Source organism: Dermacoccus nishinomiyaensis (assembly GCF_900447535.1).
GTDB lineage: Bacteria > Actinomycetota > Actinomycetes > Actinomycetales > Dermatophilaceae > Dermacoccus > Dermacoccus nishinomiyaensis.
The window spans coordinates 102,580-124,917 of record NZ_UFXX01000002.1 but is presented as its reverse complement, the minus strand read 5'-3'; the positions used below and the strand labels follow the sequence as shown (position 1 = coordinate 124,917).

The window sequence follows — 22,338 nt, the reverse complement described above, 5'->3', positions numbered from 1 at the left end:
TTCGTCCCCGGCACCGCATCGGTCCCGGGGACGAACGCTACGTCACTCGAACTCAGCCGAGCTTTCGAAATCAGCCGAGCTTCGTCACCTCGAGCGTCACGCCGTGCTGACGCAGGCGCTCGGCGTACGGCGCCCCGAGGGCGACTGCGGGCGTGAGGACGCCGCCGTCCGCCTCGCCGGGCAGCGTCGGCAGGTCGCCGAGCGCCAGCGTCACGGCCGCCTCGCCGAGCATGACGGCCGTCGCCTTGTAGCCCGGGTCGCCCTGCGAGGCGACGATCGAGCGGTAGCGGGCGCCGCTCGTCGTCGTCGAGCGGATGTCCATGCGGAAGAAGCCCTTCTCGCGCGCTTCCTCGCTCGGGCCGCTGCCCGGCGCGGGGACGAGGCGTTCGAGCAGCGGGCGCAGACGCTTGACGCCCATCGCGCCGAAGCCCGCCCCCAGCGCACCCGCGACGGCGTACGCCATCGCGCGACCCTTGACGCCCTTGCCGGCCTTCATCACCTCGCGGTAGCGGAAACCCGAGCCGTACGCGTGGCCGAGCAGCGCGTTGCTGCGGCGCACGATGCGCGTGTTGTAGGAGGCCATGAGGAACGGCGCGACCCACGCGTCGACGTCGTCGGAGTACCACACCGACAGCGAGTCCTTGAACTCGCCGCTCGGCTCGCGCGAGCGGTCGGGGGAGAGGGAGAACTTGTCGCCGGCGATCTTGCGGCGAGCGGGGTCGTCGGCGATGTCGTCGGCCTGCTGCATCGCCGAGGCGATCGTCCCGCCGCTCATGCCGCCCTTCATCGACGCGTACTCGGTCGTCGCCGTGAGTTCCCCGTCACCGGCCTCACGCGCCGTCTGGGCGAGCAGGAAGACGCCGAGGTCGGAGGGCACCGAGTCGTAGCCGCACGAGTTGACGATACGTGCGCCGTTCGCGCGGGCCGTCGCGTCGTAGCGGTCGATGCAGTCGTGGGCGAAGAGCACCTCGCCGGTGAGGTCGACGTAGTGGGTGCCGGCCTCGGCACAGGCGCCGACGAGCGGCAGGCCGTGGCGCGCGTACGGGCCGACGGTGGAGATGACGACGCGTGCCCGGTTCGCGAGGGCGTGCAGCGACGCCTCGTCGCCGGAGTCGGCTGTCACGATGCCCCAACCGGCGGCGGCTGCGGCCTCGGTGCTCAGGTCGTCGCGCACCTTCTCGACCTTCGAGGCGGTGCGTCCGGCGAGGGCGATGCGGATGTCATTCGGCGCGTGCTCGGCGAGGTGCTTCGCGACGAGCCGGCCGACGAACCCGGTCGCGCCGTAGAGGACGATGTCGAATTCTCGCGTCGTATCAGTCATGCTCCGCAGGCTACCGGTGAGTCACCTGCGCTGCCCACATACCTGAGGGGGGCCTCGATTACTCGTGTGGCCACATTGTGTGCGAATCTGTCCGCATGATGGATGGTGTGGCATGGCGCTGAGTGCATTCGAACTGTACTCGATCGGTATCGGACCCTCGTCGTCCCACACCGTCGGTCCGATGCGAGCCGCGGGGCGGTTCCTCGAATCTCTGCGCGAGGCAGGGCTGTTCGACGACGTCGCGCGCGTCCAGGTCGAACTGTGCGGGTCGCTCGGGCAGACCGGCCACGGGCACGGCTCCGACAAGGCGGTCGTCCTCGGCCTGATGGGTGAGGACCCGGAGACGGTCGACACCGACACCGCGGACGCGCGTTTCCACGCGGTCAAGGAGACCCGCCGTCTCCTGCTCGGCGGCCTGCGCGAGGTGCCCCTCGACGACGACGACCTCGTCCTGCACCGCCGCAAGACGCTGCCCGGGCACCCGAACGGAATGATCGCTCGGGCGCTCGACGCTGACGGATCGGTGCTTCTCGAGCGCGTCTACTACTCCGTCGGAGGCGGGTTCGTCGTCGACGAGGACGCGCTCGGCGCCGACCGTGTCGTGCAGGACACGACGCCCGTCGAGTTCCCGTTCAACACGGGCAAGGAACTGCTCGAGATCTGTGCGCGCACGGGTCTGCCGATCAGCGAGGTCATGATGCGCAACGAGCTGTCGTGGCGCACCGAGGAGGAGGTGCGCTCGGGCATGCTGCACCTGTGGTCGGTCATGGATCAGTGCATCACCAACGGTTTCTCGACCGAGGGCACCCTCCCCGGCGGGCTCAAGGTGCCGCGCCGCGCCCCCGCCATCCACCGTGCGCTGCAGCAGCAGGTCGAGCCCGGCTACCCGATCGACCCGCTCGATGTCATGGACTGGGTCAACCTGTTCGCCATGGCCGTCAACGAGGAGAACGCCGCGGGCGGCCGCGTCGTCACCGCGCCGACGAACGGTGCGGCCGGCATCATCCCCGCCGTCCTCAAGTACTACGTCAAGTTCGTCCCCGGCGCCGATGAGGACGGCATCGTCCGGTTCCTGCTGACGGCTGCGGCCATCGGCATCCTGTTCAAGGAGAACGCCTCCATCTCGGGCGCCGAGGTCGGCTGCCAGGGCGAGGTCGGTTCGGCGTGCGCGATGGCGTCCGGTGCGTTGTGCGAGGTCATCGGCGGCAACCCCGAGCAGGTCGAGAACGCCGCCGAGATCGGCATCGAGCACAACCTCGGCTTGACGTGCGACCCCGTCGGCGGGCTCGTGCAGATCCCGTGCATCGAACGCAACGCGATCGCCTCGATGAAGGCGATCAACGCCGCTCGCCTGTCGCGTCGCGGTGACGGCAAGCACACCGTCAGCCTCGACCAGGCGATGAAGACGATGCGCGAGACCGGCCGCGACATGAGCGTCAAGTACAAGGAGACGGCACGCGGCGGGCTGGCTGTCAACGTCATCGAGTGCTGACGTCCGGGCGAGCGGCGGCCGTCACCGCGTCTCACTGAGGCGCTGAGTGGCGACGCCTCGCGTCGTGAGCGATGGTTCGTCGCAGCGGGCTCGGGGGCGGTTGTCAGACGTCTCGTACACAATGGGGGCGTGACCACCCAGCGCACCGTCTCCCTGCTCGGCTCCACCGGTTCGATCGGCACCCAGGCGTGCCAGATCGCGCGGAACAACCCCGAGCGCTTCCGCATCGTCGCGCTCAGCTCCGGCGGGCGTGACCTCGAGCTCGTCGCGCGTCAGGCCGTCGAGTTCGACGTCGAGCTCGTCGGTATCGCCTCCGGTGACGCGGCACGGCTCGAGACGCTCATCGCCGATGCGGCGTCGGGCGCAGGCAAGCAGGTTGTCAGCCGCGTCGTCAGTGGTGACGACGCGTCGGTGCAGGTCGCGAGCGTCGGCGCGGACGTCGTGCTCAACGGCATCACCGGTTCGATCGGTCTGCGCCCGACGATCGCAGCGCTCGAGGCGGGCAGCACGCTGGCGCTCGCGAACAAGGAGTCGCTCATCGTCGGTGGCCCGATCGTCAAGCGTCTCGAAAGGCCCGGGCAGATCGTGCCCGTCGACTCGGAGCACTCGGCCATCGCGCAGGCGCTCACCTCCGGTACGCACGACGAGGTGCGCAAACTCGTCGTCACTGCCAGTGGAGGGCCGTTTCGCGGCATGAGCCGCGCCGCGCTGGCCGACGTCACACCCGCACAAGCCCTGAAGCACCCCAACTTCGCGATGGGCAAGGTCATCACCACCAACTCGGCGACGCTCGTCAACAAGGGCCTCGAGGTGATCGAGGCGCACCTGCTGTTCGACATCCCGATCGATCGTGTCGAGACGGTCGTGCACCCGCAGCAGTACATCCACTCGATGGTCGAGTTCGTCGACGGCGCCGTCGTCGCGCAGCTCGGCCTGCCGACGATGCTCGTGCCGATCGCGATGGGCCTCGACTGGCCGCACCGCATCGCGGGCGTGGAGACACCGATCGACTGGACGAAGGCGATGGACTGGCGGTTCGAACCTCTCGACGACGAGGCGTTCCCCGCCGTTCGCCTCGCCCGTCAGGTGGGTGAGGCCGGCTCGACGTACCCGGCCGTCTACAACGCGGCCAACGAAGAGTGCGTCGAGGCCTTCCACGACGGGCGCATCGGCTTCCTCGACATCGTCGAAACCGTCGAGAAGGTCGTCGACCAGCACGCGCCCGAGAGCGGCGAACCTGACGTCGACGCCGTCCTCGCCGCAGAGACATGGGCGCGCCGCACCGCGCACACGCTGATCGAGAAGGGGCTGCGCTGATGCTGTTCGTCCTCGGGGTGCTGTTCATGATCGTCGGCGTGGCTGCCTCGATCGCGCTGCACGAGATGGGGCACATGGTGCCCGCGAAGAAGTTCGGCGTCCGCGTGCCGCAGTACATGATCGGCTTCGGCCCGACGCTGTGGTCGAAGAAGCGCGGCGAGACCGAGTACGGCGTCAAAGGCATCCCGCTCGGCGGTTACGTGCGCATGATCGGCATGTACCCGCCGAAGGCGGGCGACCCGGACGGCTCCGTGCGCGCCTCGTCGACCGGTCGGTTCAGCCAGCTCGCCGACGAGGTGCGTGAGCAGACCTTCGAGGAGCTGCGCCCCGGTGACGAGAACCGCGTCTTCTACAAGCTCAAGACGTGGCAGAAGGTCACCGTCATGTTCGGTGGGCCGTTCATGAACCTCGTCATCGCTGCGGTCGTCATGACCGTCATGGTGTGCGGCGTCGGCCTGCCGAAGCTCACCGGCACGAAGGTGACGTCGCTGACGACGTGCCTGACGAAGGTCGAACCCGGTCAGAAGTGCCCGACGGGGCAGGAGGCGCCGGCGGCCTCGAGCGGGTTGAAGCTCGATGACGTCATCATCTCGGTCGCGGGGCAGAAGGTGAACAGCAACCTCGAGGCGACCCGCGTCATCCGCGCGCACGGCGGCGAGAAGATCCCGTTCGTCGTCGAGCGTGACGGCCGGCAGCAGACGCTGCAGGTCACGCCGAGGACGACGAAGGTGGCGAAACTCGACGCCGACGGCAACCCCGTCACCGACGCGGGTGGCCAGAACGTCATGATCGACGCCGGGTACGTCGGGCTGTCGATCGGTCAGTACACGTTGCAGCGTCAGGGCCCGGGTGCTGTCCCCGGCATGCTCGGCACGAGCATCAAGCAGACGGCGGGCGTCGTGCTGCACATACCGGAGAAGATGAAGGGCGTCGCGCAGGCGGCGTTCAGCGACGAGGCGCGCGATCCGAACGGGCCGATCTCCGTCGTCGGGGTGACGCGCATCGCGGGCGACGTCGCCGAGTCGTCGAAGGTCGAACTCGGCCAGAAGGTGCTGCTGCTGCTCAACCTGCTCGCCTCCCTCAACCTCGCGTTGTTCGTGTTCAACCTCATCCCGCTGCTGCCCCTCGACGGCGGCCACATCGCGGGTGCGCTGTGGGAGGCGATCAAGCGGCCCATCGCGCGGGCGCGCGGCGTCGCCGGCCCCGTCTACGTCGACGTGACGAAGGCGCTGCCGGTCGCGTACGCCGTCTCGCTCGTCCTCATCGGGATGTCGGTGCTGCTCATCTACGCCGACGTCGTGAAACCCATCACCATCCAGTGAGTCTCGGCCCAGCCCAGGGCGTCGCGCGGCAGTCGTAAGATGGGCTCATGTCGGTTTCTCTCGGTATGCCCTCGGCGCCCGCGCCGGTCATCGCTCCTCGTCGCAAGACGCGCAAGATCAAGGTCGGCAAGGTCGAGGTCGGGGGAGACGCCCCCATCTCGGTGCAGTCGATGACGACGACGCCGACGACCGACATCAACGCCACGCTCCAGCAGATCGCCGAGCTGACGGCCACCGGGTGCGACATCGTCCGTGTCGCGTGCCCGAGCCAGGACGACGCGGAGGCGCTGCCCGCCATCGCTCGCAAGGCGCAGATCCCCGTCATCGCCGACATCCACTTCCAGCCGAAGTACGTCTACGCGGCGATCGAGGCGGGGTGTGCGGGTGTGCGCGTCAACCCGGGCAACATCCGCAAGTTCGACGATCAGGTCAAGCAGATCGCCAAGGAGGCGAAGGACGCCGGGGTCTCCATCCGCATCGGTGTCAACGCCGGTTCGCTCGACAAGCGACTGCTCGAGAAGTACGGCAAGCCGACGGCCGAGGCGCTCGTCGAGTCGGCCGTGTGGGAGGCGTCGCTGTTCGAGGAGCACGACTTCCACGACTTCAAGATCTCCGTCAAGCACAACGACCCCGTCGTCATGGTGCGCGCCTACGAGATGCTCTCCGAGCGGGGCGACTGGCCGCTGCACCTCGGTGTGACCGAGGCCGGGCCCGCGTTCCAGGGCACGATCAAGTCGGCGACCGCGTTCGGCGCGCTGCTGAGCCGCGGCATCGGCGATACGATCCGCGTCAGCCTCTCGGCCCCGCCGGTCGAGGAGGTCAAGGTCGGCAACATGATCCTGCAGTCGCTCAACCTCAAGCCGCGCAAGCTCGAGATCGTCAGCTGCCCGAGCTGCGGGCGCGCGCAGGTCGACGTCTACACCCTCGCCGAGCAGGTGACGAAGGGCCTCGAGGGCATGGAGGTGCCGCTGCGCGTCGCCGTGATGGGCTGCGTCGTCAACGGCCCCGGTGAGGCGCGCGAGGCCGACCTCGGCGTCGCCTCCGGCAACGGCAAGGGCCAGATCTTCGTCAAGGGTGAGGTCATCAAGACGGTGCCGGAGAGCCAGATCGTCGAGACGCTCATCGAGGAGGCGATGCGCATCGCCGAGGAGATGGGCGAGGACGCGGGCGCCGACGGCGCCGGCCCCACCGTCTCGGTCGGCTGACGCCGGCATGCTGCGACGTTCGGGGGTGCGAGCCCTCGACGCCGGCGACCGCGCCGGCGCGCGGGCGTTGTGCGACCTCGACCCGGTGACGAACGTCTTCGTCGCCGCCCGCCTCGACGAGGGCGCGCTCGGTTCGACGAGCGCTGCCTTCGGTCTCGACGGTGACGTTGGCCAGCCACTCGCGGCAGGGGCGGACTCTTCGGGGTTCGATGCCGACGGGCTGGGTCGAGGCGGCGCTCGCTCGCTCGAGTCCAGTCAACGGCCGCTGCGCTCGATGCTGTGGGCGTCGGCGAATCTCGTCCCCGTCGAGGCGAGCCCTGACGATCTGGAACGCTACGCGGCCCGCGTCAAGTGTGCGCGACGCCGCGTCAGTTCGCTGTTCGGGCCGGCCGAGCAGGTGCTGCCGCTGTGGCAGCTCGTGTCGCGTTCGTACGCGCCGGCGCGCTCGTTCCGCCCCGAGCAGCCGCTCATGGTCGCCTCGCGGGAGGCGCGCGAGCGTCAGGGCATCGAGCCCGAACCGCGCGTGCGCCTGGCCCGACTCGACGAGGTCGACGCCATCGTGCCTGCGGCCGCGGCGATGTTCACCGAGGAGATCGGCTACGCGCCCTACGTCGGCAGTGCCGCGGCCTACCGCGCCGGGGTGCAGCGCCTCGTCATGGGTGGGCGCACCTTCGTCCTGATGGACGGTGCGCGCGTACGGTTCAAGGCCGACGTCGGATCGCTCGCCTCGGGCGTGGCACAGATTCAGGGTGTGTGGATCGACCCCGCCTGGCGCGGCCGCGGGCTCGCCGCACCGTGCATGGCGCGCGTCGTCGACCTGGTCGAGGCGGAGCTCGCGCCCACCGTCAGCCTCTACGTCAACGGGTACAACACCCCCGCGCTGCGTGCGTACGAACGCGCCGGGTTCGAACGCGTCGGGACGTTCGCGACCGTCATCCTCTGATGCGGCGGCGCCGTCGCAGAGGCGACGCGGTGGCACCGCTTATCGATGGGACGAGCGCCCTGCCCCCGCACTTCGACCCGTTTCAACGGCGTTGTCAGGGCGATGTGATGGGGTGGGGGCATGAATCCTGTCACCGGTCTTCGTGAACTTCCGCCCCTGATGCGCGGGCTCGTCGGCGCGTACGTCGTCTCCGGCGTGACGCACCTCGTGCGCCCGCAGGTGTTCGAGCCGACCATTCCGCCGCAGCTACCCAAGGCGCGCGAACTCGTCTACCTCAGCGGTGTCGCCGAACTCGTCTGCGCCGCGGGTCTCGTCAACCCTGCGACGCGCCGAGCCGCGGGTTACGCCTCTGCCGCCCTGCTCGTCGCCGTGCTGCCCGCGAACGTCGAGATGGCGCGTCAGGCGCAGGCGAGTGTCCGACGCCGCTCCACGCCGGGCAAGCAGGCGCGCCTCGCTGGCATGCTCGCGCGGGTCCCGGCGCAGTGGCCGCTCATCAAGGCGAGCCTCGACATCGCTCGCCGCTGACGAGGGCTCGCGAGGCCGACCGTGCGCCGTGCGTGGGTCGCCGTCACTGTGGGTGACGGTTCGCGCCGGACTGATGGGCCCGCGCCGCATTGGCGGGCCCGCGCCGTGCGGTCGGCGTAGACTCCTGCGCGCAGACGCCGCCCGGGCACCGGGCCGGCGATCTACAGTGGCGGCATGACTGACGTGTTCGCGCTCACACCAACCAATCAGGCCGACGTCATGGCCGGGTTTGACGCCGTCGACGCCGACGAGGCGCTCAAGGACGCGGCGAGCGCGTTCGCCTCGCACGAGCATGCCGACGTTCTCGGCCCCCTGCGCGAGCTCGGTGTCATGGCCGGCAGCGAGGAGGCTCGCGAACACGGCATGGCTGCGAACACGTTCACGCCGCGGCATCGCGCCGTCGACCGGTTCGGCGCGCGTACCGACGCCGTCGAGTTCCACCCGTCCTGGCACTGGCTCATGCGCCGCGGCGTCGAGTTCGGTCTCGCGGGCGCGCCCTGGCAGGACGCGTCGGCGGACGCTCACCTGCGGCGGGCAGCGGGCTTCATCACGTGGTCCGGTGTCGAGCCCGGGCACGTCTGTCCGCTGACGATGACCCATGCCGCCGTCCCCGCCCTGCGCGCGGACGAGGCGCTGACGCAGCGTTACGCCGACGGCCTCGCGGCGAGCGTCTACGAGCCCGGCGATCTGCCCGCGGCGAGCAAGGAGGGGCTGCTCGCGGGGATGGGGATGACGGAGAAACAGGGCGGCTCCGACGTGCGCACCAACGTCACCGAGGCCACCCCGTCGGGTTTCGACGACGACGGCGCCGCCGTCTATTCGCTGCGCGGGCACAAGTGGTTCACGAGCGCGCCGACGAACGATCTGTTTCTCGTCCTCGCGCAGGCTCCCGGCGGGCTGACCTGCTTCGTCGTGCCGCGCGTGCACCCTGACGGCACTCGCAACGCGCTGCGCATCGTCCGGCTCAAGGACAAGCTCGGCAACCGCTCCAACGCGAGCAGCGAACTCGAGTTCCACGACGCCTACGCCACTCGCCTCGGTGACGAGGGTGCGGGCGTGCGCACGATCATCGAGATGGTGAGCGCGACGCGGCTCGACTGCGTCCTCGGCTCGGCCGGGCTCATGCGTCGCGCGACGAGCGAGGCGGCCTGGTACACCGCGCGTCGGCATGCCTTCGGCGGCGTCCTCGCCGACAAGCCCGCGATGCAGAACGTCCTCGCCGATCTCGCGATCGAGTCGGAGGCCGCGACGGCGCTCGGCATGCGCCTCGCGGCGAGCGTCGACCGTATCGAATCAGGCGATCCCGGCAGCGAGCACGAGCGCGCGTTCCGTCGCTTCGCACTGCCGCTCGCAAAGTTCTGGGTGTGCAAGCGCACGCCGATGCACGTCGCCGAGGCCCTCGAATGCCTCGGCGGCAACGGGTACGTCGAGGAGTCGGGCATGCCGCTGCTGTTCCGCGAGTCGCCGCTCAACTCGATCTGGGAGGGCTCGGGCAGCGTCAACGCCCTCGACGTCCTGCGCGCCCTGACGCGTTCGCCGGAGGCGTTCGAGGCCTTCAGCCGCGAGCTCGACGTGACCCGCGGCGACCACCCCGGGCTCGACGTCGCGACGAAACAGGTGCTCGCCGACGTCGTGTCGTTGACGCCCGACGACGCGGAGTACCGCGCCCGCGACATCAGCGCTCGAATGGCCGTCGTCCTCCAGGCGAGCCTGCTGCTGCGCAGCGCGCCGTCGAGCGTCAGCGACGCGTTCATCGCGAGCCGCGTGCAGGGGGAGTGGGGCGGCGTGTTCGGCACCCTCGGCACGTCGGCCGCGAGCGCCGCCATCGCCCGACGCGCGACGCCGCGGCCCTGACGCCCTGGCGGTCAGGTGAACAGCCCGCCGAGGCCGCCCTGCTCGTTCGTCGAGGGCATGAGCTTGGCGGCCCACTCCGCGAACGCCTGCGGGTTGCGTGACTGCAGGAGCACGCGCCCGGGCCCGACGAAGTTGAAACGAGCCCTTCACCGGACTTCATCGACTGGATCGAGCGTCCTTCGACCGCCCGACGCGTTGTGAACTGCATCCCCAGGTCGTAGGCGATGACGTGCCCGGTGTGGATGACGTCACGCTCGCCCGGAGCGAGGTCCATGACGTCGACCGCGCCGTAGACGCTGAGGCCCTGACCGCTGGCCTCGAGGCCGAAGCCGCCCTCGCCGCCGAAGAGGTTCTTCATGCCACCGAACTGCGAGGTGACCTCCATGCCCTCACTGCTGGCCATCCAGTTGCCGCTGATGACGAAGCAGGGGCGATCGGGCTGGGTCTCGAGCGGCAACATGTCGCCGGGCAGGACGCCGGCGATGTCGACCCACCCGCCCTCGGCGGGGGCGGTGTACGTCGTCGAGAAGAAGGACTCACCGCAGAGCACGGAGCGCTTGAGCCCCTTCATGATGCCGCCGCTCGCGGCCTTGCTGGAGATCTGCACGCCGGGCGAGTGCGCAGGAGACGGGAGACGGCGAAGGACGGATTGTGACGCAGTCGAATCTGCATGGATCTCAGGAAGGCCTCGCGGCCCGAGCGTCGGGTGGATGCGGGCCGTGCACGCCCTGGGCGGGCCGGGATAGTGTGGGGCCGAGTCACGCGGAGCGACCGCGACACGACCCGAGGAGAGACCGTGGCCCAGCGCATGTCCAACCTGTTCCTGCGAACGCTTCGCGAGGATCCGGCGGACGCTGAGCTGCCGGGCCACAAGCTGCTCGTGCGCGCCGGCTACATCCGACGCGCCGCGCCCGGCGTGTACACGTGGTTGCCGCTCGGGCTCAAGGTGCTGCGTAACGTCGAGACCATCGTCCGCGAGGAGATGGAGGCCATCGGCGCGCAGGAGCTGAGCTTCCCCGCGCTGCTGCCGCGCGAACCCTATGAGGCGACGAACCGCTGGGACGAGTACGGCCCCAACCTGTTCCGCCTGCAGGACCGCAAGGGCGTCGACATGCTCCTCGGCCCGACGCACGAGGAGATGTTCACCATCACGGTGAAGGACATGTTCTCGAGCTACAAGGACCTGCCGACGACGCTGTTCCAGATCCAGACGAAGTACCGCGACGAGGCCCGCCCGCGCGCCGGCCTGCTGCGCGGGCGCGAGTTCATCATGAAGGACTCGTACTCCTTCGATCACACGAAGCAGGGCCTCGAGGAGAGCTACGCCAAGCACCGCGGCGCGTACGTCAAGATCTTCGACCGCCTCGGCTTCGAGTACGTCGTCGTCCACGCCGACTCGGGTGCGATGGGCGGTTCGGCGTCGGAGGAGTTCCTCGCCGTCAGCCGCCACGGTGAGGACACGTTCGTCCGCTCGCCCGGCGGTTTCGCCGCGAACGTCGAGGCCGTCGTCGTGCCGCAGGCCGAGCCCGTCGAGGTGAGCGTCGGCCCCGCACACATCGAGGACACCCCCGAGACCCCGACCATCGAGACGCTCGTCGCGGCCCTCAACGCGAATCACCCGCGCGACGACGGACGCGAGTGGACGGCTGCCGACACACTGAAGAACGTCATCGTCATGCTCGTCCACCCCGACGGCACGCGCGAACCGCTCGCGATCGGCGTGCCCGGCGATCGCGAGGTCGACGCCAAGCGCCTCGAGGCTCAGGTCGCTCCGGCCGACGTCGAGGCGTTCGAGGAGAAGGACTTCGCCGCCTACCCGATGCTCGCGAAGGGCTACATCGGCCCGGGCGTGCTCGGCGAGGAAAAGGCCTCCGGCATCCGTTACCTGCTCGACCCCAGCATCGCCGAGGGCTCGGCGTGGGTGACGGGCGCCGACGTCAGCGGCAAGCACGTCATCGACCTCGTCCACGGCCGCGATTTCACCGCCGACGGCACGATCCAGGCGGCGCAGATCAAGGAGGGCGACCCGGCCCCCGACGGTTCGGGCCCCCTGACGCTCGCGCGCGGCATCGAGATGGGTCACATCTTCCAGCTCGGCACGAAGTATGCCGAGGCGCTCGGGCTCAAGGTGCTCGACGAGAACGGCAAGCTCGTGACGGTGACGATGGGCTCCTACGGCATCGGCGTCTCCCGCGCCGTCGCCGCCATCGCTGAGGACAACCTCGACGACAAGGGCCTCATCTGGCCGCGTCACATCGCGCCGTTCGACGTCCACGTCGTCGCCACGGGCAAGGACGCCGCGGTCTTCGAGAAGGCGGAGCAGGTCGTCGCCGACCTCGAGTCGGCCGGGCTCGGCGTCCTGTTCGACGACCGTCCGAAGGTCAGCCCCGGCGTGAAGTTCAAGGACGCCGAGCTCATCGGCGTCCCGACGATCGTCGTGCTCGGGCGCGGCCTCTCCGACGGCACGATCGAAGTCAAGGACCGCCGCTCGGGCACCTCGCGTGACGTCGGCGTCGACGAGGTGGCGGCCGAGGTGCTCTCCGAGGTGCGCGGCGCCTGATCCCACCCTGCGTCACGAGAGCCACCACGGCCCGACGTGGTGGCTCTCGCGCGTCGAACGGCCGCCGCCCCGGTCACGAGCGGCGCGGGCGCGGCGGTCACGGACTGAGAGACGTTTGCGGGCACGCGGCGCGCGGCCCAGGATGACGGGGTGAACGACCCGGGAACCCTGACGCTCACCCTGCTGGCGCTCGCGGCGGCCTGCGCGGGATGGATCGACGCCGTCGTCGGCGGAGGCGGGCTCGTGCAGTTGCCGGCCCTCATGGTCGCGTTCCCGCACGCCGCGCCGGCCCAACTGCTCGCGACGAACAAGCTGGGTTCGATCTGTGGCACATCGGTGAGCTCGGCGACGTACCTTCGGCGGGTGCGTCCCGATCTGCGCACCGCGCTGCCGCTCGCCGTGATGGCGTTCGCCGGCTCGATGGCGGGTGCGGCGCTCGCCAGTCACATCCCGCGCAGCGCGTTCAACCCGATCATCCTCGTCGTCCTCGTCGCCGTCGGCGCGTACACGCTGTTCAAGCCGTCGATGGGGCAGCTCGAGAACCTGCGGCACGCCGGCAGCCGGCGCCATTACGCGACGGCGGGCGCCGTCGGCCTGGGCGTCGGCCTGTACGACGGCGCGCTCGGCCCGGGGACGGGCTCGTTCTTCGTCTTCGCGCTCGTCAGCCTGCTCGGCTACCGCTTCCTCGAGGCCTCCGCCAAGGCCAAGCTCGCCAACTTCGCGACGAACCTCGCCGCCCTCGTCGTGTTCATCCCGGCAGGTGCGGTGGCCTGGCGTGTCGGCCTCGTGCTCGGCGTCGCGAACCTCGCGGGCGGCTATCTCGGCGCCCGGACCGCCGTCTCGAAGGGGGCCGGGTTCGTGCGCGCCGTGTTCGTCGTCGTCGTGGGGGCCTTCGTCGTCAAGCTCAGCTACGACACCGCCGCGCAGTTCGGCCTGCTCTGATGCTCAGCCGCGCCCGGCGCCTCACCGGCTACCACGGCTCGAGCGTCCGGCGACGGCGGCGGGTGCCGTCACCCGTCAGGACGCCGGCTTGGCGTCGCAGCCGAACGCACCCATCGTCGCGGTCGTCTTGGCGTAGGATGCTGGGTTCTGCGACGGGGTGGCCAGCTCGACGACGCGCGTCTTCTGGTCCTGATAGGTGGGCTGGTACGTCATAGATTGGCTGATCTTGCCGCCCGCGTCGCGCGTGAAGGTGACGCTCGCGTACGCGCCGTCCGCCGTGCCCGGCAGATATGCGGCCTGCTGGCCGGAGAACAGGTTGCCGAGGGCGTAGGAGACGTATCGTCCGTCGATCTTCTGGCACGGCTGCACGATGTGCGGATGGTTGCCGATGATCCAGTCGACCTGCCCGGAGCGCAGCAACGCGTCCGCGTACTTCTTCTGCTCCGCCGAGACCGGCTTGTACTCACGTCCCCAGTGCATCGACACGACGACGATGTCGGCGCCCTGCTTGCGTGCTTCGGCGGCATCGGCCTCGATGCCTTCCGGGGTGCGCACCGCGTACAGGTTGTCCGCGACCCAGGGCGCGTCCTTGGGAGTGCCCGTCTGGTCGCCGTTGATGCGGTTGTCGAGCGTGTAGCTGTACGACAGTTGCGCGACCTTGAACCCCTTGGCCTCGTAGAACACGGGCTGGCCCTTCTCGCCGGCAGACGCGGCCGGGCCGGCCGCCTGCAGACCGTTCGCGGCCATGACGCTGCGCGTGCTCGCCAGCCCGGAGAGGCCGCGGTCGTAGGCGTGGTTGTTGGCCGTCGAACACCCGTCGAACCCAATGGACTTCACCGTCGTCGCGAACTCGTGGGGCGCGTTGAAGCTCAGCTCGCGCGCCAGGTTCGTGTCGTCACGCGACAGCGGGTTCTCCATCTGGCAGATGCGTAGATCGCCCGCCTTCGTGACGGGGGAGATCTGGCCGAAGAACTGGTCGAAGCGGTACCCCGTGCCGCCTGCGGCACGACGGGCCATCTGCGTGACCGACGGGTGGACGATGAGGTCGCCCGACGCGCCGATCGTGATGCTGCCCGGCTTGTTTTTGACCGGCTCCGGGGGAGCGACCGAAGAGCTGGCCGAGGGACTCGCACTCCCACCGGAACTGCTCGACGCGCCGGCCTTCGATGACGCCCCGGAGCTCGAAGCGCCGCCCGTGTCGTGCGAGCTGCCCGAACAGGCCGTGAGAGCGAGCAGTGAGATCAGTGGTGCGGCGGCGGCCGCGCGTCCCCGAATACGCATGCGGACGAGTTTATTCCCGGCGGGCGTGCTCAGGTCGCGAGGCCCGGGAACGGCGAGACGCTGCCCCCACCGAAGCGCACCGTGCGGGCCGCGCTCGACCACGCGAGCAGCAGCCCGTTGACATCATCGGCGCTGCGCGTGCCCGTCGCCGCGACGGCGCACGCCGACATCACAGCCGCGGCCGCCTTGCCCGCATCGGCGCGGGCCGCGGCGAGCGAGTCGTAGCGGCGCGCGGGCGCAGCGGGGCTCGCGGAAGCAGACGATGACGACGACGGCGACCCCGATGACGCCGACGATTCCGCGAGCGAGCGCACGGCGTAGAGGTCGTCGAGCAGGTCGGGGACGTCGCCGCGATCATCGGGATCGGTGCGCGCCGCCCACCACTCGAGCGCGTGGATCGTCACCGCGTTCGCGTCGAGAAGCGCCGACGACGAGGGCACCGACGCCGTCGCGGACCACGGCACGGAGACGCCACCCGGCAGCGAGCTGAGCCCGCGCGCGGCGATCGACAGGGCGAGAGGCCTCGATGTCGCCGAAACCTTCTGCAGGCTCGCGCACAGCGCGGGGGAGACCCAGTCGCTCTCGGCGCGGGTCCACGCCGTCGCGGCGGGGCTGCTGCTCGCCGAGGGCGACGACGCCGGGGCGCTCGCGCGGGAGCTCTTTCCGGACGCCGACGCCCATGGCGACGCAGACGCTGACGCCGACACGCTGGGCGCCGCAGTGGCGCTGACGCTGGGCAGCGACGTCGCGCCGATGCCGCGCAGCGTCGCGTCGAGTCGTTTGAGTTCGGCGACGTGGGCGCCCTGCGCGTCGGCGGCCTCCCGGCGGTGGTTCGTCTCCTGGCTCGCCGCGCTCATCGCGACCACGAGGTGACGACGCACAGCCTCGAGGGGGCCCGAATCGGGCGCCGGTGCCGCCGTCGGCCCCGGCAGGGGCGCGTCCTTCTCCACGCGCAGCCTGCATGCGCTCGTGGTGGTGAGGACGACGGCGGCGAGCGCGGTGCGGCGGGTGAGACGAGCATCGGGCATGGGCACAGTCTGGCACGCACTGGCCGCGCGTTCCGGCGGGCGGTGACGCCAGGCGCACCGTGGGCGCGTCAGGCTCACCGCGCCTTCCCACAGGATGAACACCCCGTTATCCATCATTTGCAGTTTTGCTGAACCGAAGACAAGGTTATGTACTTCGAGCCCGAGAGAAACGACGAAGGAGCGGACGATGACGACGACGAGTGAACGTCCCCGCGCCACGCAGCGCACGGCCAAGCCCGAGGGGCAGTGGGCCAAGGGCGAGTTCGACCCGCTCAACCCGAACGAGGTCTTCAAGGCCGAGGACGCGCCCCTCAACGTGCGCGCCCGCATCCTCGAGCAGTACGCCCGCGAGGGCTTCGACAGCATCTCGGGCACTGACCTGCGCGGCCGCATGCGCTGGATGGGCCTGTACACCCAGCGCAAGCAGGGCATCGACGGCGGCAAGACGGCGACGCTGGCGCCCGAGGAGCTCGACGACGAGTACTTCATGATGCGCGTGCGCATCGACGGCGGGCAGCTCTCCCGCGAGCAGCTGCGGGTGCTCGCGAGCATCTCCACCGATTTCGCACGTGGTACGGCCGACATCACCGACCGCAACAACATCCAGTACCACTGGATCGCGATCGAGGACGTGCCGGAGATCTGGCGCCGTCTCGAGGCCGTCGGTCTCGACACGCTCGAGGCCTGCGGTGACTGCACGCGCACCACGCTCGGTTCGCCGGTGGCCGGCGTGCACCCCGACGAGGTGATCGACGCGACCCCCGCGATCGACTTCATCAAGGCCAACTACGTGGGCGACCCGGATCTCGCGAACCTGCCGCGCAAGTTCAAGTCGTCGATCGCGTGGCTGCCCGACGCCGCCCCTGAGATCAACGACATCAGCTTCGTCGGCGTCGTCCACCCCGACCACGGCCCCGGCTTCGATCTGCAGATCGGGGGAGGGCTGTCGACGAAGGCGTTCTTCGCGCTGCGCCTCGGTGCCTGGGTGCCGCTCGAAGAGGTGCCCGAGGTCTGGCTCGCGACCGTCAAGCTGTTCCGCGACCACGGCTACCGCCGGCTGCGCAACCGCGCGCGTCTCAAGTACCTCGTCGAGGACTGGGGCGCCGACAAGACGCGTGAGGTGCTGGAGCGCGAGTACCTCGGGCGCCCCCTGCTCGACGGGCCCGCCGCGCCCACGCCGAAGCACACGATCGACCACGTCGGTGTGCATCGTCAGAAGGACGGACGCAACCTCGTCGGGTTCGCGCCGATCGCAGGGCGCACGAGCGGCGCGGCGCTCGCGGGCGTCGCCGACGCGATGGAGGCCGCCGGCAGCGACCGGCTGCGCCTGACCGCCTACCAGAAGCTCGTCGTCCTCGACGTGCCCGACGACGCCGTCGAGCCGCTGCTCGAGACGATGCGGCCGCTGGGCTTCGACGGGCGTCCGTCGCCGTGGCGCCGCGCGACGATGGCGTGCACGGGCCTGGAGTTCTGCAAGCTCGCCATCGTCGAGACGAAGCAGCGAGCCCACGACCTCGTCGCCGAGCTCGAAGAGCGTCTCGCTCACCTCGACGACCAGCTCGAGCACCCCATCGCGATCCATCTCAACGGCTGCCCCAACAGCTGCGCCCGCATCCAGGTGGCGGACATCGGTCTCAAGGGCCAGATCATCACCGACACCGCCGGCGAGCAGGTGCCCGGCTACCAGGTCCACCTCGGCGGTGGCCTGGGCGAGGATCTCGTCGTCGGGCGCAAGCTGCGCGCCCACAAGGTCGCCGCGAGCGAGCTGGGCGACTACGTCGAGCGCGTCGTGACGCGGTACATAGCCGCACGCGAGAGCGGCGAGAGCTTCGGCGACTGGGCCCGCCGCGCCGACGAGGAGGAGCTGCGATGACGCAGGTCGTGCGCGAGCCCGACGAGCTGCGTCGGATCGCCATTCGGGCCGCTGGCCAGCTCGACGGTGCACCGGCGGACGCCGTGCTCGATTGGGCGGCCGCGGAGTTCGGGGAACGCTTCGCCGTGGCCACCTCCATGCAGGACGCCGTGCTGACGCATCTCGCGTCGCGCAGCCTGCCCGGCGTCGACGTGCTCTTCCTCGACACCGGGTACCACTTCGAAGAGACGCTGCAGACCCGCGACGCGGTCGCCTCGACGTACGACGTCACGCTGCGCACCCTCGAACCGTCCCAGAGTGTCGCGCAGCAGGACGCGACGTACGGAGCGAACCTCTTCGAACGCGACCCCGATCTGTGCTGCACGCTGCGCAAGACCCACCCGCTCGACGAGGCCCTCGACGGCTACGAGGCGTGGGCCACCGGGGTGCGTCGCAGCGAGGCGATCACGCGGCGCGACACACCGGTCGTCAGCTTCGACGAGCGCCGCGAACGCATCAAGGTCGCGCCGATCGTCGCGTGGAGCGACGCCGACGTCGAGGCCTACATCGCCGAGCACGCCATCGTCACGAACCCGCTGCTCACCCAGGGCTACCCCTCGATCGGGTGCGCCACGTGCACCCGCCGGGTGGCGCCGGGCGAGGACGCGCGCGCCGGACGCTGGGCGGGCCGCGACAAGGTCGAATGCGGGATCAACACATGAGCGCCGCGACCGTGTGGCTCACGGGCCTGTCCGGAGCGGGCAAGTCGACGCTCGCCGAGCGCCTCGTCGCCACCCTGCGCGAGCGGGGCGAACGCGTCGAACTGCTCGACGGCGACGAACTGCGCACCTCCCTCAGCGCCGGCCTCGGGTTCTCCCGGGCGGACCGGAACACCCACGTGACGCGCGTCGGTTTCGTCGCCGACCTGCTCGCCCGCAACGGTGTGTGGGCGATCGTGCCGGTCATCGCCCCGTACGCCGATGCACGCGCCGAGAACCGCGCACGCCACGAGCGCAGCGGTAGTCGCTACCTCGAGGTCTTCGTCGCAACGTCGCTCGAGGAGTGCGCGCGACGCGACGTCAAGGGCCTGTACGCCCGGGCCGAGGCCGGCGAATTCACCGGAATGACAGGCCTCGACGACCCCTACGAGGTTCCGACCAACCCCGAATTGCGTCTCGAGACCCAGGGCCGCTCGATCGAGGAATCCCTCGCCGAGATCCTGCGTCTCATCGACGAGGAGAGGACACCCGCATGACCGAGACGATGACGCCACCGGACGTCTCCACGAACCCCGCCGGCGAGCTGTCGACGTTGCGGGCACTCGAGGCCGAGGCCATCGAGATCATCCGCGAGGTCATCGCCGAGTTCGAACGCCCTGCGCTGCTGTTCAGCGGCGGCAAGGACTCCGCAGTGCTGCTGCACGTCGCACTCAAGGCGCTCGCCCCCGCGCCGTTGCCGCTGACGCTGCTGCACGTCGACACCGGCCACAACCTGCCTGAGGTCATCGCGTTCCGGGACGAGGTCGTCGCCCGTCATGGCCTGCGCCTCCACGTCGCGGCGGTCGAGGACTGGATCGCCGACGGCCGCCTGCAGGAACGCCCCGACGGCACCCGCAACCCCCTGCAGACGGTGCCCCTCGTCGACACGATCGAGGCAGAACGCTTCGACGCCCTCCTCGGCGGGGCGCGCCGGGACGAGGATCGGGCGCGCGCGAAGGAGCGCATCTTCTCGGTGCGCAGCGCCATGGGAGGGTGGGACCCGCGCGGGCAGCGTCCGGAGCTGTGGAACCTCTACAACGGCCGTCACGCCCCCGGCGAGAACACGCGTGTGTTCCCGCTGAGCAACTGGACCGAACTGGACGTCTGGCGCTACATCGAGGCCGAGGACGTCGCGCTGCCGCCGATCTACCACGCGCACGAGCGCCAGGTCTTCCTGCGTGACGGCATGTGGCTGACGCCGGGGCCCTGGTTCGGGCCGCGCGACGACGAACCCCTCGTCACCCGCTCGGTGCGCTACCGCACCGTCGGTGACGGCTCCTGCACGGGCGCCGTCGAGTCCGAGGCCCGCACGACCGCCGACATCATCGCCGAGATCGCCGCGAGCCATCTCACCGAGCGCGGAGCCACCCGCGCCGACGACCGCCTCTCCGAGGCCGCTATGGAAGATCGCAAGCGAGAGGGCTACTTCTAGAGATGACGACCACGACCACCCGTGCCGCCGACGCACCACGTTCGTCCACCGAGCACGCACCGACCGCCTCGCCCGGTTCCCAGCTCCGCCTCGTCGTGGCGGGCAGCGTCGACGACGGCAAGTCGACCCTCGTGGGTCGTCTGCTGCACGACACGAAGAACATCCTCGCCGACACCTACGACTCGATGGTCGCCGCGAGCACGTCACGCGGCGCCGAGCAGGTCGACCTTGCTCTCCTGACGGACGGGCTGCGCGCCGAGCGCGAACAGGGCATCACGATCGACGTGGCGTACCGGTACTTCTCCACGCCCCGGCGCACCTTCGTCCTCGCCGACACCCCGGGGCATGTGCAGTACACGCGCAACATGGTCACCGGCGCCTCCACCGCTGACGCAGCCGTCGTCCTCGTGGACGCGCGACACGGGGTCAGCGACCAGACGCGTCGTCACGCCGCGTTGATGGCGCTGCTGCGTGTTCCGCACGTCATCTTCGCCGTCAACAAGATGGATGCCCTCGAGTGGTCGCGCTCGCGGTTCGACGAGGTCCGGACCCAGGCGATCGACCTGGCCGACAGGGTGGGCCTCAGCGATCCCCGCGTCGTCGCGCTATCTGCGCTGACGGGCGAGGGGGTCGTCGCTCCGGCCCCCGACGGGTACGACCACCCGCCGCTGCTCGACCTGCTCGAGTCGCTACCCGTCCGCGATGACCTGCGGGCCGAGTCGTTCCGCATGCCGGTCCAGCTCGTCATCCGGCCTCGCACCGCCGAGCATCCGGATTATCGCGGTCTCGCCGGCCGCATCGCCTCCGGCGTCCTGCACGTCGGTGACCGTGTGCGCGCGGTGTCCTCGGGCCTGACGAGCCGGGTCGTCGCGATCGACACTCCGGTGGGCTCGCGTGAGGTGGCCGTAGCGGGCGAGTCAGTGACGGTGCGTCTGGGCGACGAACTTGACGTCGCTCGTGGTGAGGTCCTGTCGCTCGTGGCCGACCCCGATCAACCGGTTGCCGACTCCGAGGTGAGCGGAGTGCTCGCGTGGCTCGCGGCCGCGGACGGGCGTGTCCGTCAGCGCGTCCTCGTCAAGGCGGGCACCAAGGTGGTGCGCGCGGTCGTCGACGACATCACACATCTGTGGGACGTCGAGACGAGCACGTGGCACGTAGCCGGCCCTGAAGCAGTGATGACGCTCAACACGATCGGACGAGTCCGTCTGCGTCTGGCCGAGCCCGTGGTGCTCGACCCGTACGACAGCCACCGGGCGACCGGCGCGTTCCTCGTCATCGATCCCGCGAGCGGCGCCACGCTCGGAGCCGGCATGTCGGGTGCGGGGCTCGGTTCGGGTGCGGACGACGACGCCGCGCAGCTCGAATCCGAAGAGGATTGGCTGGCTGGCTGACATGCGCGACGATCACGCACCTGTCGATGCCGTACACCGATCCCGGGCCCGATCACCCCAGATCGGGCGCCGGACGCTCCTCGGCGCCGGCCTCGCCACCCCCTTCATGACACCGGCCCTGTCGGGGTGCGGGGCGGCTGAGGCGAGCCCGCATCGCCTGCGATTGGGGCACTTCTCGAACCTGACCCACGGCGTGGCCCTCGCAGGCATGGCCCGCGGAACGTTCGCGCGCCACCTGGGCGGCACGGCCATCGAGCGGCAGGTCTTCGACAACGGGCCCGCCGCCGTCCAGGCCATGCTCGCCGGCGCGATCGACGTCGCCTACCTCGGCCCGAACCCGGCGATCACGGCGTGGGTGCGGACGAAGGGCGCCGGAGTGCGCCTCCTCGCCGGAGCAGCGGAGAACGGCGCTGCGCTCGTTGCTCGTCCCGGAGTGAAGAAGATCGACGATCTGCGTGGGTGCAGCGTCTCCACGCCGCAGATCGGCGGCACCCAGGACGTAGCCCTCAAGACACTGCTCGCCGAGCACCACCTGACGACGGGGCCGGGAGCGGACGAGGTGGAGACCGTGTGGATGGCCAACTCACAGACTCTCGATCAGTTCCGCCAGGGGCGCCTCGACGCCAGCTACCAGGCCGAGCCATGGGTCTCTCGCCTCGTCGTCGAAGCCGGCGCGCACGTGCTCGTCGACGAGCGCACCCAGTGGCCCGACCACCGATTCGTGACGACGTGCCTGCTCGTCACCCAGGAGTACCTCGAACGCGCGCCTGCTCAGGTGGAGCAGCTCCTGGCGGCCCACGTCGAGACCGTGGAATGGATCAACAGCCATCGGGGCGCCGCGAGTGTGCTGCTCAACGCCGAGATCGGCAAGCTCAGCGGCAAGAAGTTGAAGCGATCGGTCGCCGAGCGGGCCATGGACAACGTGCAGTTCTCCTGGGATCCGTTGATGGCAAACATCGCGCAGGTCGCCGAACACACGTGGCGAACGGGCGGCATCGACGTCCGTCCCGACCTGCGCGGGTTGGCGGACCTCGACCCGCTCCGGCAGGTCCTTGCTGCACGCGCCCTGCCTGCGATCACCGACGCCGGTCTCGGCGTGCACAGAAAGGGCTGAC

The 22,338-nt window shown here is 70.1% G+C and carries 18 protein-coding genes and 1 pseudogene; 15 read left to right on the top strand and 4 right to left on the bottom strand.

From position 1 onward, the window contains the following. Positions 1 to 70 precede the first annotated feature (70 nt). Complete coding sequence (locus DYE07_RS12400; protein WP_115297191.1) at positions 71 to 1,321, bottom strand: saccharopine dehydrogenase family protein; 1,251 nt, start codon at positions 1,319 to 1,321, stop codon at positions 71 to 73. Between the two features lie 112 nt (positions 1,322 to 1,433). Here DYE07_RS12400 and DYE07_RS12395 point away from each other — a divergent pair, with 112 nt between their 5' ends. The 7 genes from DYE07_RS12395 to DYE07_RS12365 all read left to right on the top strand — a co-directional run bounded on the left by DYE07_RS12395 (position 1,434) and on the right by DYE07_RS12365 (position 9,979). Then, positions 1,434 to 2,813: an L-serine ammonia-lyase gene (locus tag DYE07_RS12395; protein ID WP_115297190.1), complete on the top strand. Its 1,380-nt coding sequence runs from the start codon at positions 1,434 to 1,436 to the stop codon at positions 2,811 to 2,813. Between the two features lie 129 nt (positions 2,814 to 2,942). Continuing rightward, a complete protein-coding gene (gene dxr, locus DYE07_RS12390) occupies positions 2,943 to 4,130 on the top strand; it encodes a 1-deoxy-D-xylulose-5-phosphate reductoisomerase (RefSeq protein ID WP_115297189.1) in 1,188 nt (395 codons plus the stop codon). Continuing rightward, a complete protein-coding gene (locus tag DYE07_RS12385) occupies positions 4,130 to 5,452 on the top strand; it encodes a M50 family metallopeptidase (protein ID WP_074039832.1) in 1,323 nt (440 codons plus the stop codon). Before dxr ends, DYE07_RS12385 begins: the two co-directional genes overlap by 1 nt. A gap of 47 nt (positions 5,453 to 5,499) precedes the next feature. Then, positions 5,500 to 6,657, top strand: coding sequence for a flavodoxin-dependent (E)-4-hydroxy-3-methylbut-2-enyl-diphosphate synthase (gene ispG, locus DYE07_RS12380; protein WP_062257398.1), 1,158 nt, complete (start codon positions 5,500 to 5,502; stop codon positions 6,655 to 6,657). Positions 6,658 to 6,664: 7 nt separating this feature from the next. Further along, entirely contained in the window at positions 6,665 to 7,600 is a 936-nt protein-coding gene (locus DYE07_RS12375) for a GNAT family N-acetyltransferase (protein WP_006944855.1), read from the top strand. A 120-nt stretch (positions 7,601 to 7,720) separates the two neighbouring features. Next, positions 7,721 to 8,125: a DoxX family protein gene (locus DYE07_RS12370; protein WP_006944879.1), complete on the top strand. Its 405-nt coding sequence runs from the start codon at positions 7,721 to 7,723 to the stop codon at positions 8,123 to 8,125. A gap of 174 nt (positions 8,126 to 8,299) precedes the next feature. Then, positions 8,300 to 9,979, top strand: coding sequence for an acyl-CoA dehydrogenase family protein (locus tag DYE07_RS12365; protein WP_006944872.1), 1,680 nt, complete (start codon positions 8,300 to 8,302; stop codon positions 9,977 to 9,979). A 175-nt stretch (positions 9,980 to 10,154) separates the two neighbouring features. Here the strand turns inward: DYE07_RS12365 and DYE07_RS15435 are convergent. Then, positions 10,155 to 10,550 (bottom strand): annotated as a pseudogene (locus DYE07_RS15435) (AIM24 family protein); the annotation flags it as partial. Between the two features lie 225 nt (positions 10,551 to 10,775). On the opposite strand from DYE07_RS15435, the gene DYE07_RS12355 reads away from it, so the two are divergent. Continuing rightward, the gene (locus tag DYE07_RS12355; RefSeq protein ID WP_115297187.1) at positions 10,776 to 12,539 is read left to right on the top strand and encodes a proline--tRNA ligase; all 1,764 of its coding nucleotides are present in this window, start codon (positions 10,776 to 10,778) and stop codon (positions 12,537 to 12,539) included. Between the two features lie 150 nt (positions 12,540 to 12,689). Beyond that, the gene (locus DYE07_RS12350) at positions 12,690 to 13,481 is read left to right on the top strand and encodes a TSUP family transporter (RefSeq protein ID WP_006944901.1); all 792 of its coding nucleotides are present in this window, start codon (positions 12,690 to 12,692) and stop codon (positions 13,479 to 13,481) included. Between the two features lie 75 nt (positions 13,482 to 13,556). On the opposite strand, the gene DYE07_RS12345 is transcribed toward DYE07_RS12350, so the two are convergent. Together DYE07_RS12345 and DYE07_RS12340 are read right to left on the bottom strand one after the other, a co-directional pair. Next, entirely contained in the window at positions 13,557 to 14,762 is a 1,206-nt protein-coding gene (locus DYE07_RS12345; protein WP_006944868.1) for a CapA family protein, read from the bottom strand. A gap of 29 nt (positions 14,763 to 14,791) precedes the next feature. After that, a complete protein-coding gene (locus tag DYE07_RS12340; protein WP_115297186.1) occupies positions 14,792 to 15,790 on the bottom strand; it encodes a hypothetical protein in 999 nt (332 codons plus the stop codon). Between the two features lie 187 nt (positions 15,791 to 15,977). Here DYE07_RS12340 and DYE07_RS12335 point away from each other — a divergent pair, with 187 nt between their 5' ends. From DYE07_RS12335 to DYE07_RS12310, 6 genes are read left to right on the top strand one after another with little or no spacing between them, the layout of a single operon-like run. Further along, positions 15,978 to 17,663 (top strand): nitrite/sulfite reductase, encoded by a 1,686-nt coding sequence (locus tag DYE07_RS12335; protein WP_006944918.1) that lies wholly within the window; start codon positions 15,978 to 15,980, stop codon positions 17,661 to 17,663. Beyond that, the gene (locus DYE07_RS12330) at positions 17,660 to 18,364 is read left to right on the top strand and encodes a phosphoadenylyl-sulfate reductase (protein ID WP_006944887.1); all 705 of its coding nucleotides are present in this window, start codon (positions 17,660 to 17,662) and stop codon (positions 18,362 to 18,364) included. Before DYE07_RS12335 ends, DYE07_RS12330 begins: the two co-directional genes overlap by 4 nt. Further along, complete coding sequence (cysC, locus tag DYE07_RS12325; protein ID WP_050786489.1) at positions 18,361 to 18,897, top strand: adenylyl-sulfate kinase; 537 nt, start codon at positions 18,361 to 18,363, stop codon at positions 18,895 to 18,897. Before DYE07_RS12330 ends, cysC begins: the two co-directional genes overlap by 4 nt. Continuing rightward, positions 18,894 to 19,832, top strand: coding sequence for a sulfate adenylyltransferase subunit CysD (cysD, locus tag DYE07_RS12320; RefSeq protein ID WP_006944913.1), 939 nt, complete (start codon positions 18,894 to 18,896; stop codon positions 19,830 to 19,832). Before cysC ends, cysD begins: the two co-directional genes overlap by 4 nt. A gap of 2 nt (positions 19,833 to 19,834) precedes the next feature. Then, a complete protein-coding gene (locus tag DYE07_RS12315; RefSeq protein WP_062258543.1) occupies positions 19,835 to 21,223 on the top strand; it encodes a sulfate adenylyltransferase subunit 1 in 1,389 nt (462 codons plus the stop codon). Between the two features lies 1 nt (position 21,224). Then, the gene (locus DYE07_RS12310; protein ID WP_074045571.1) at positions 21,225 to 22,337 is read left to right on the top strand and encodes an ABC transporter substrate-binding protein; all 1,113 of its coding nucleotides are present in this window, start codon (positions 21,225 to 21,227) and stop codon (positions 22,335 to 22,337) included. Position 22,338 lies beyond the last annotated feature (1 nt).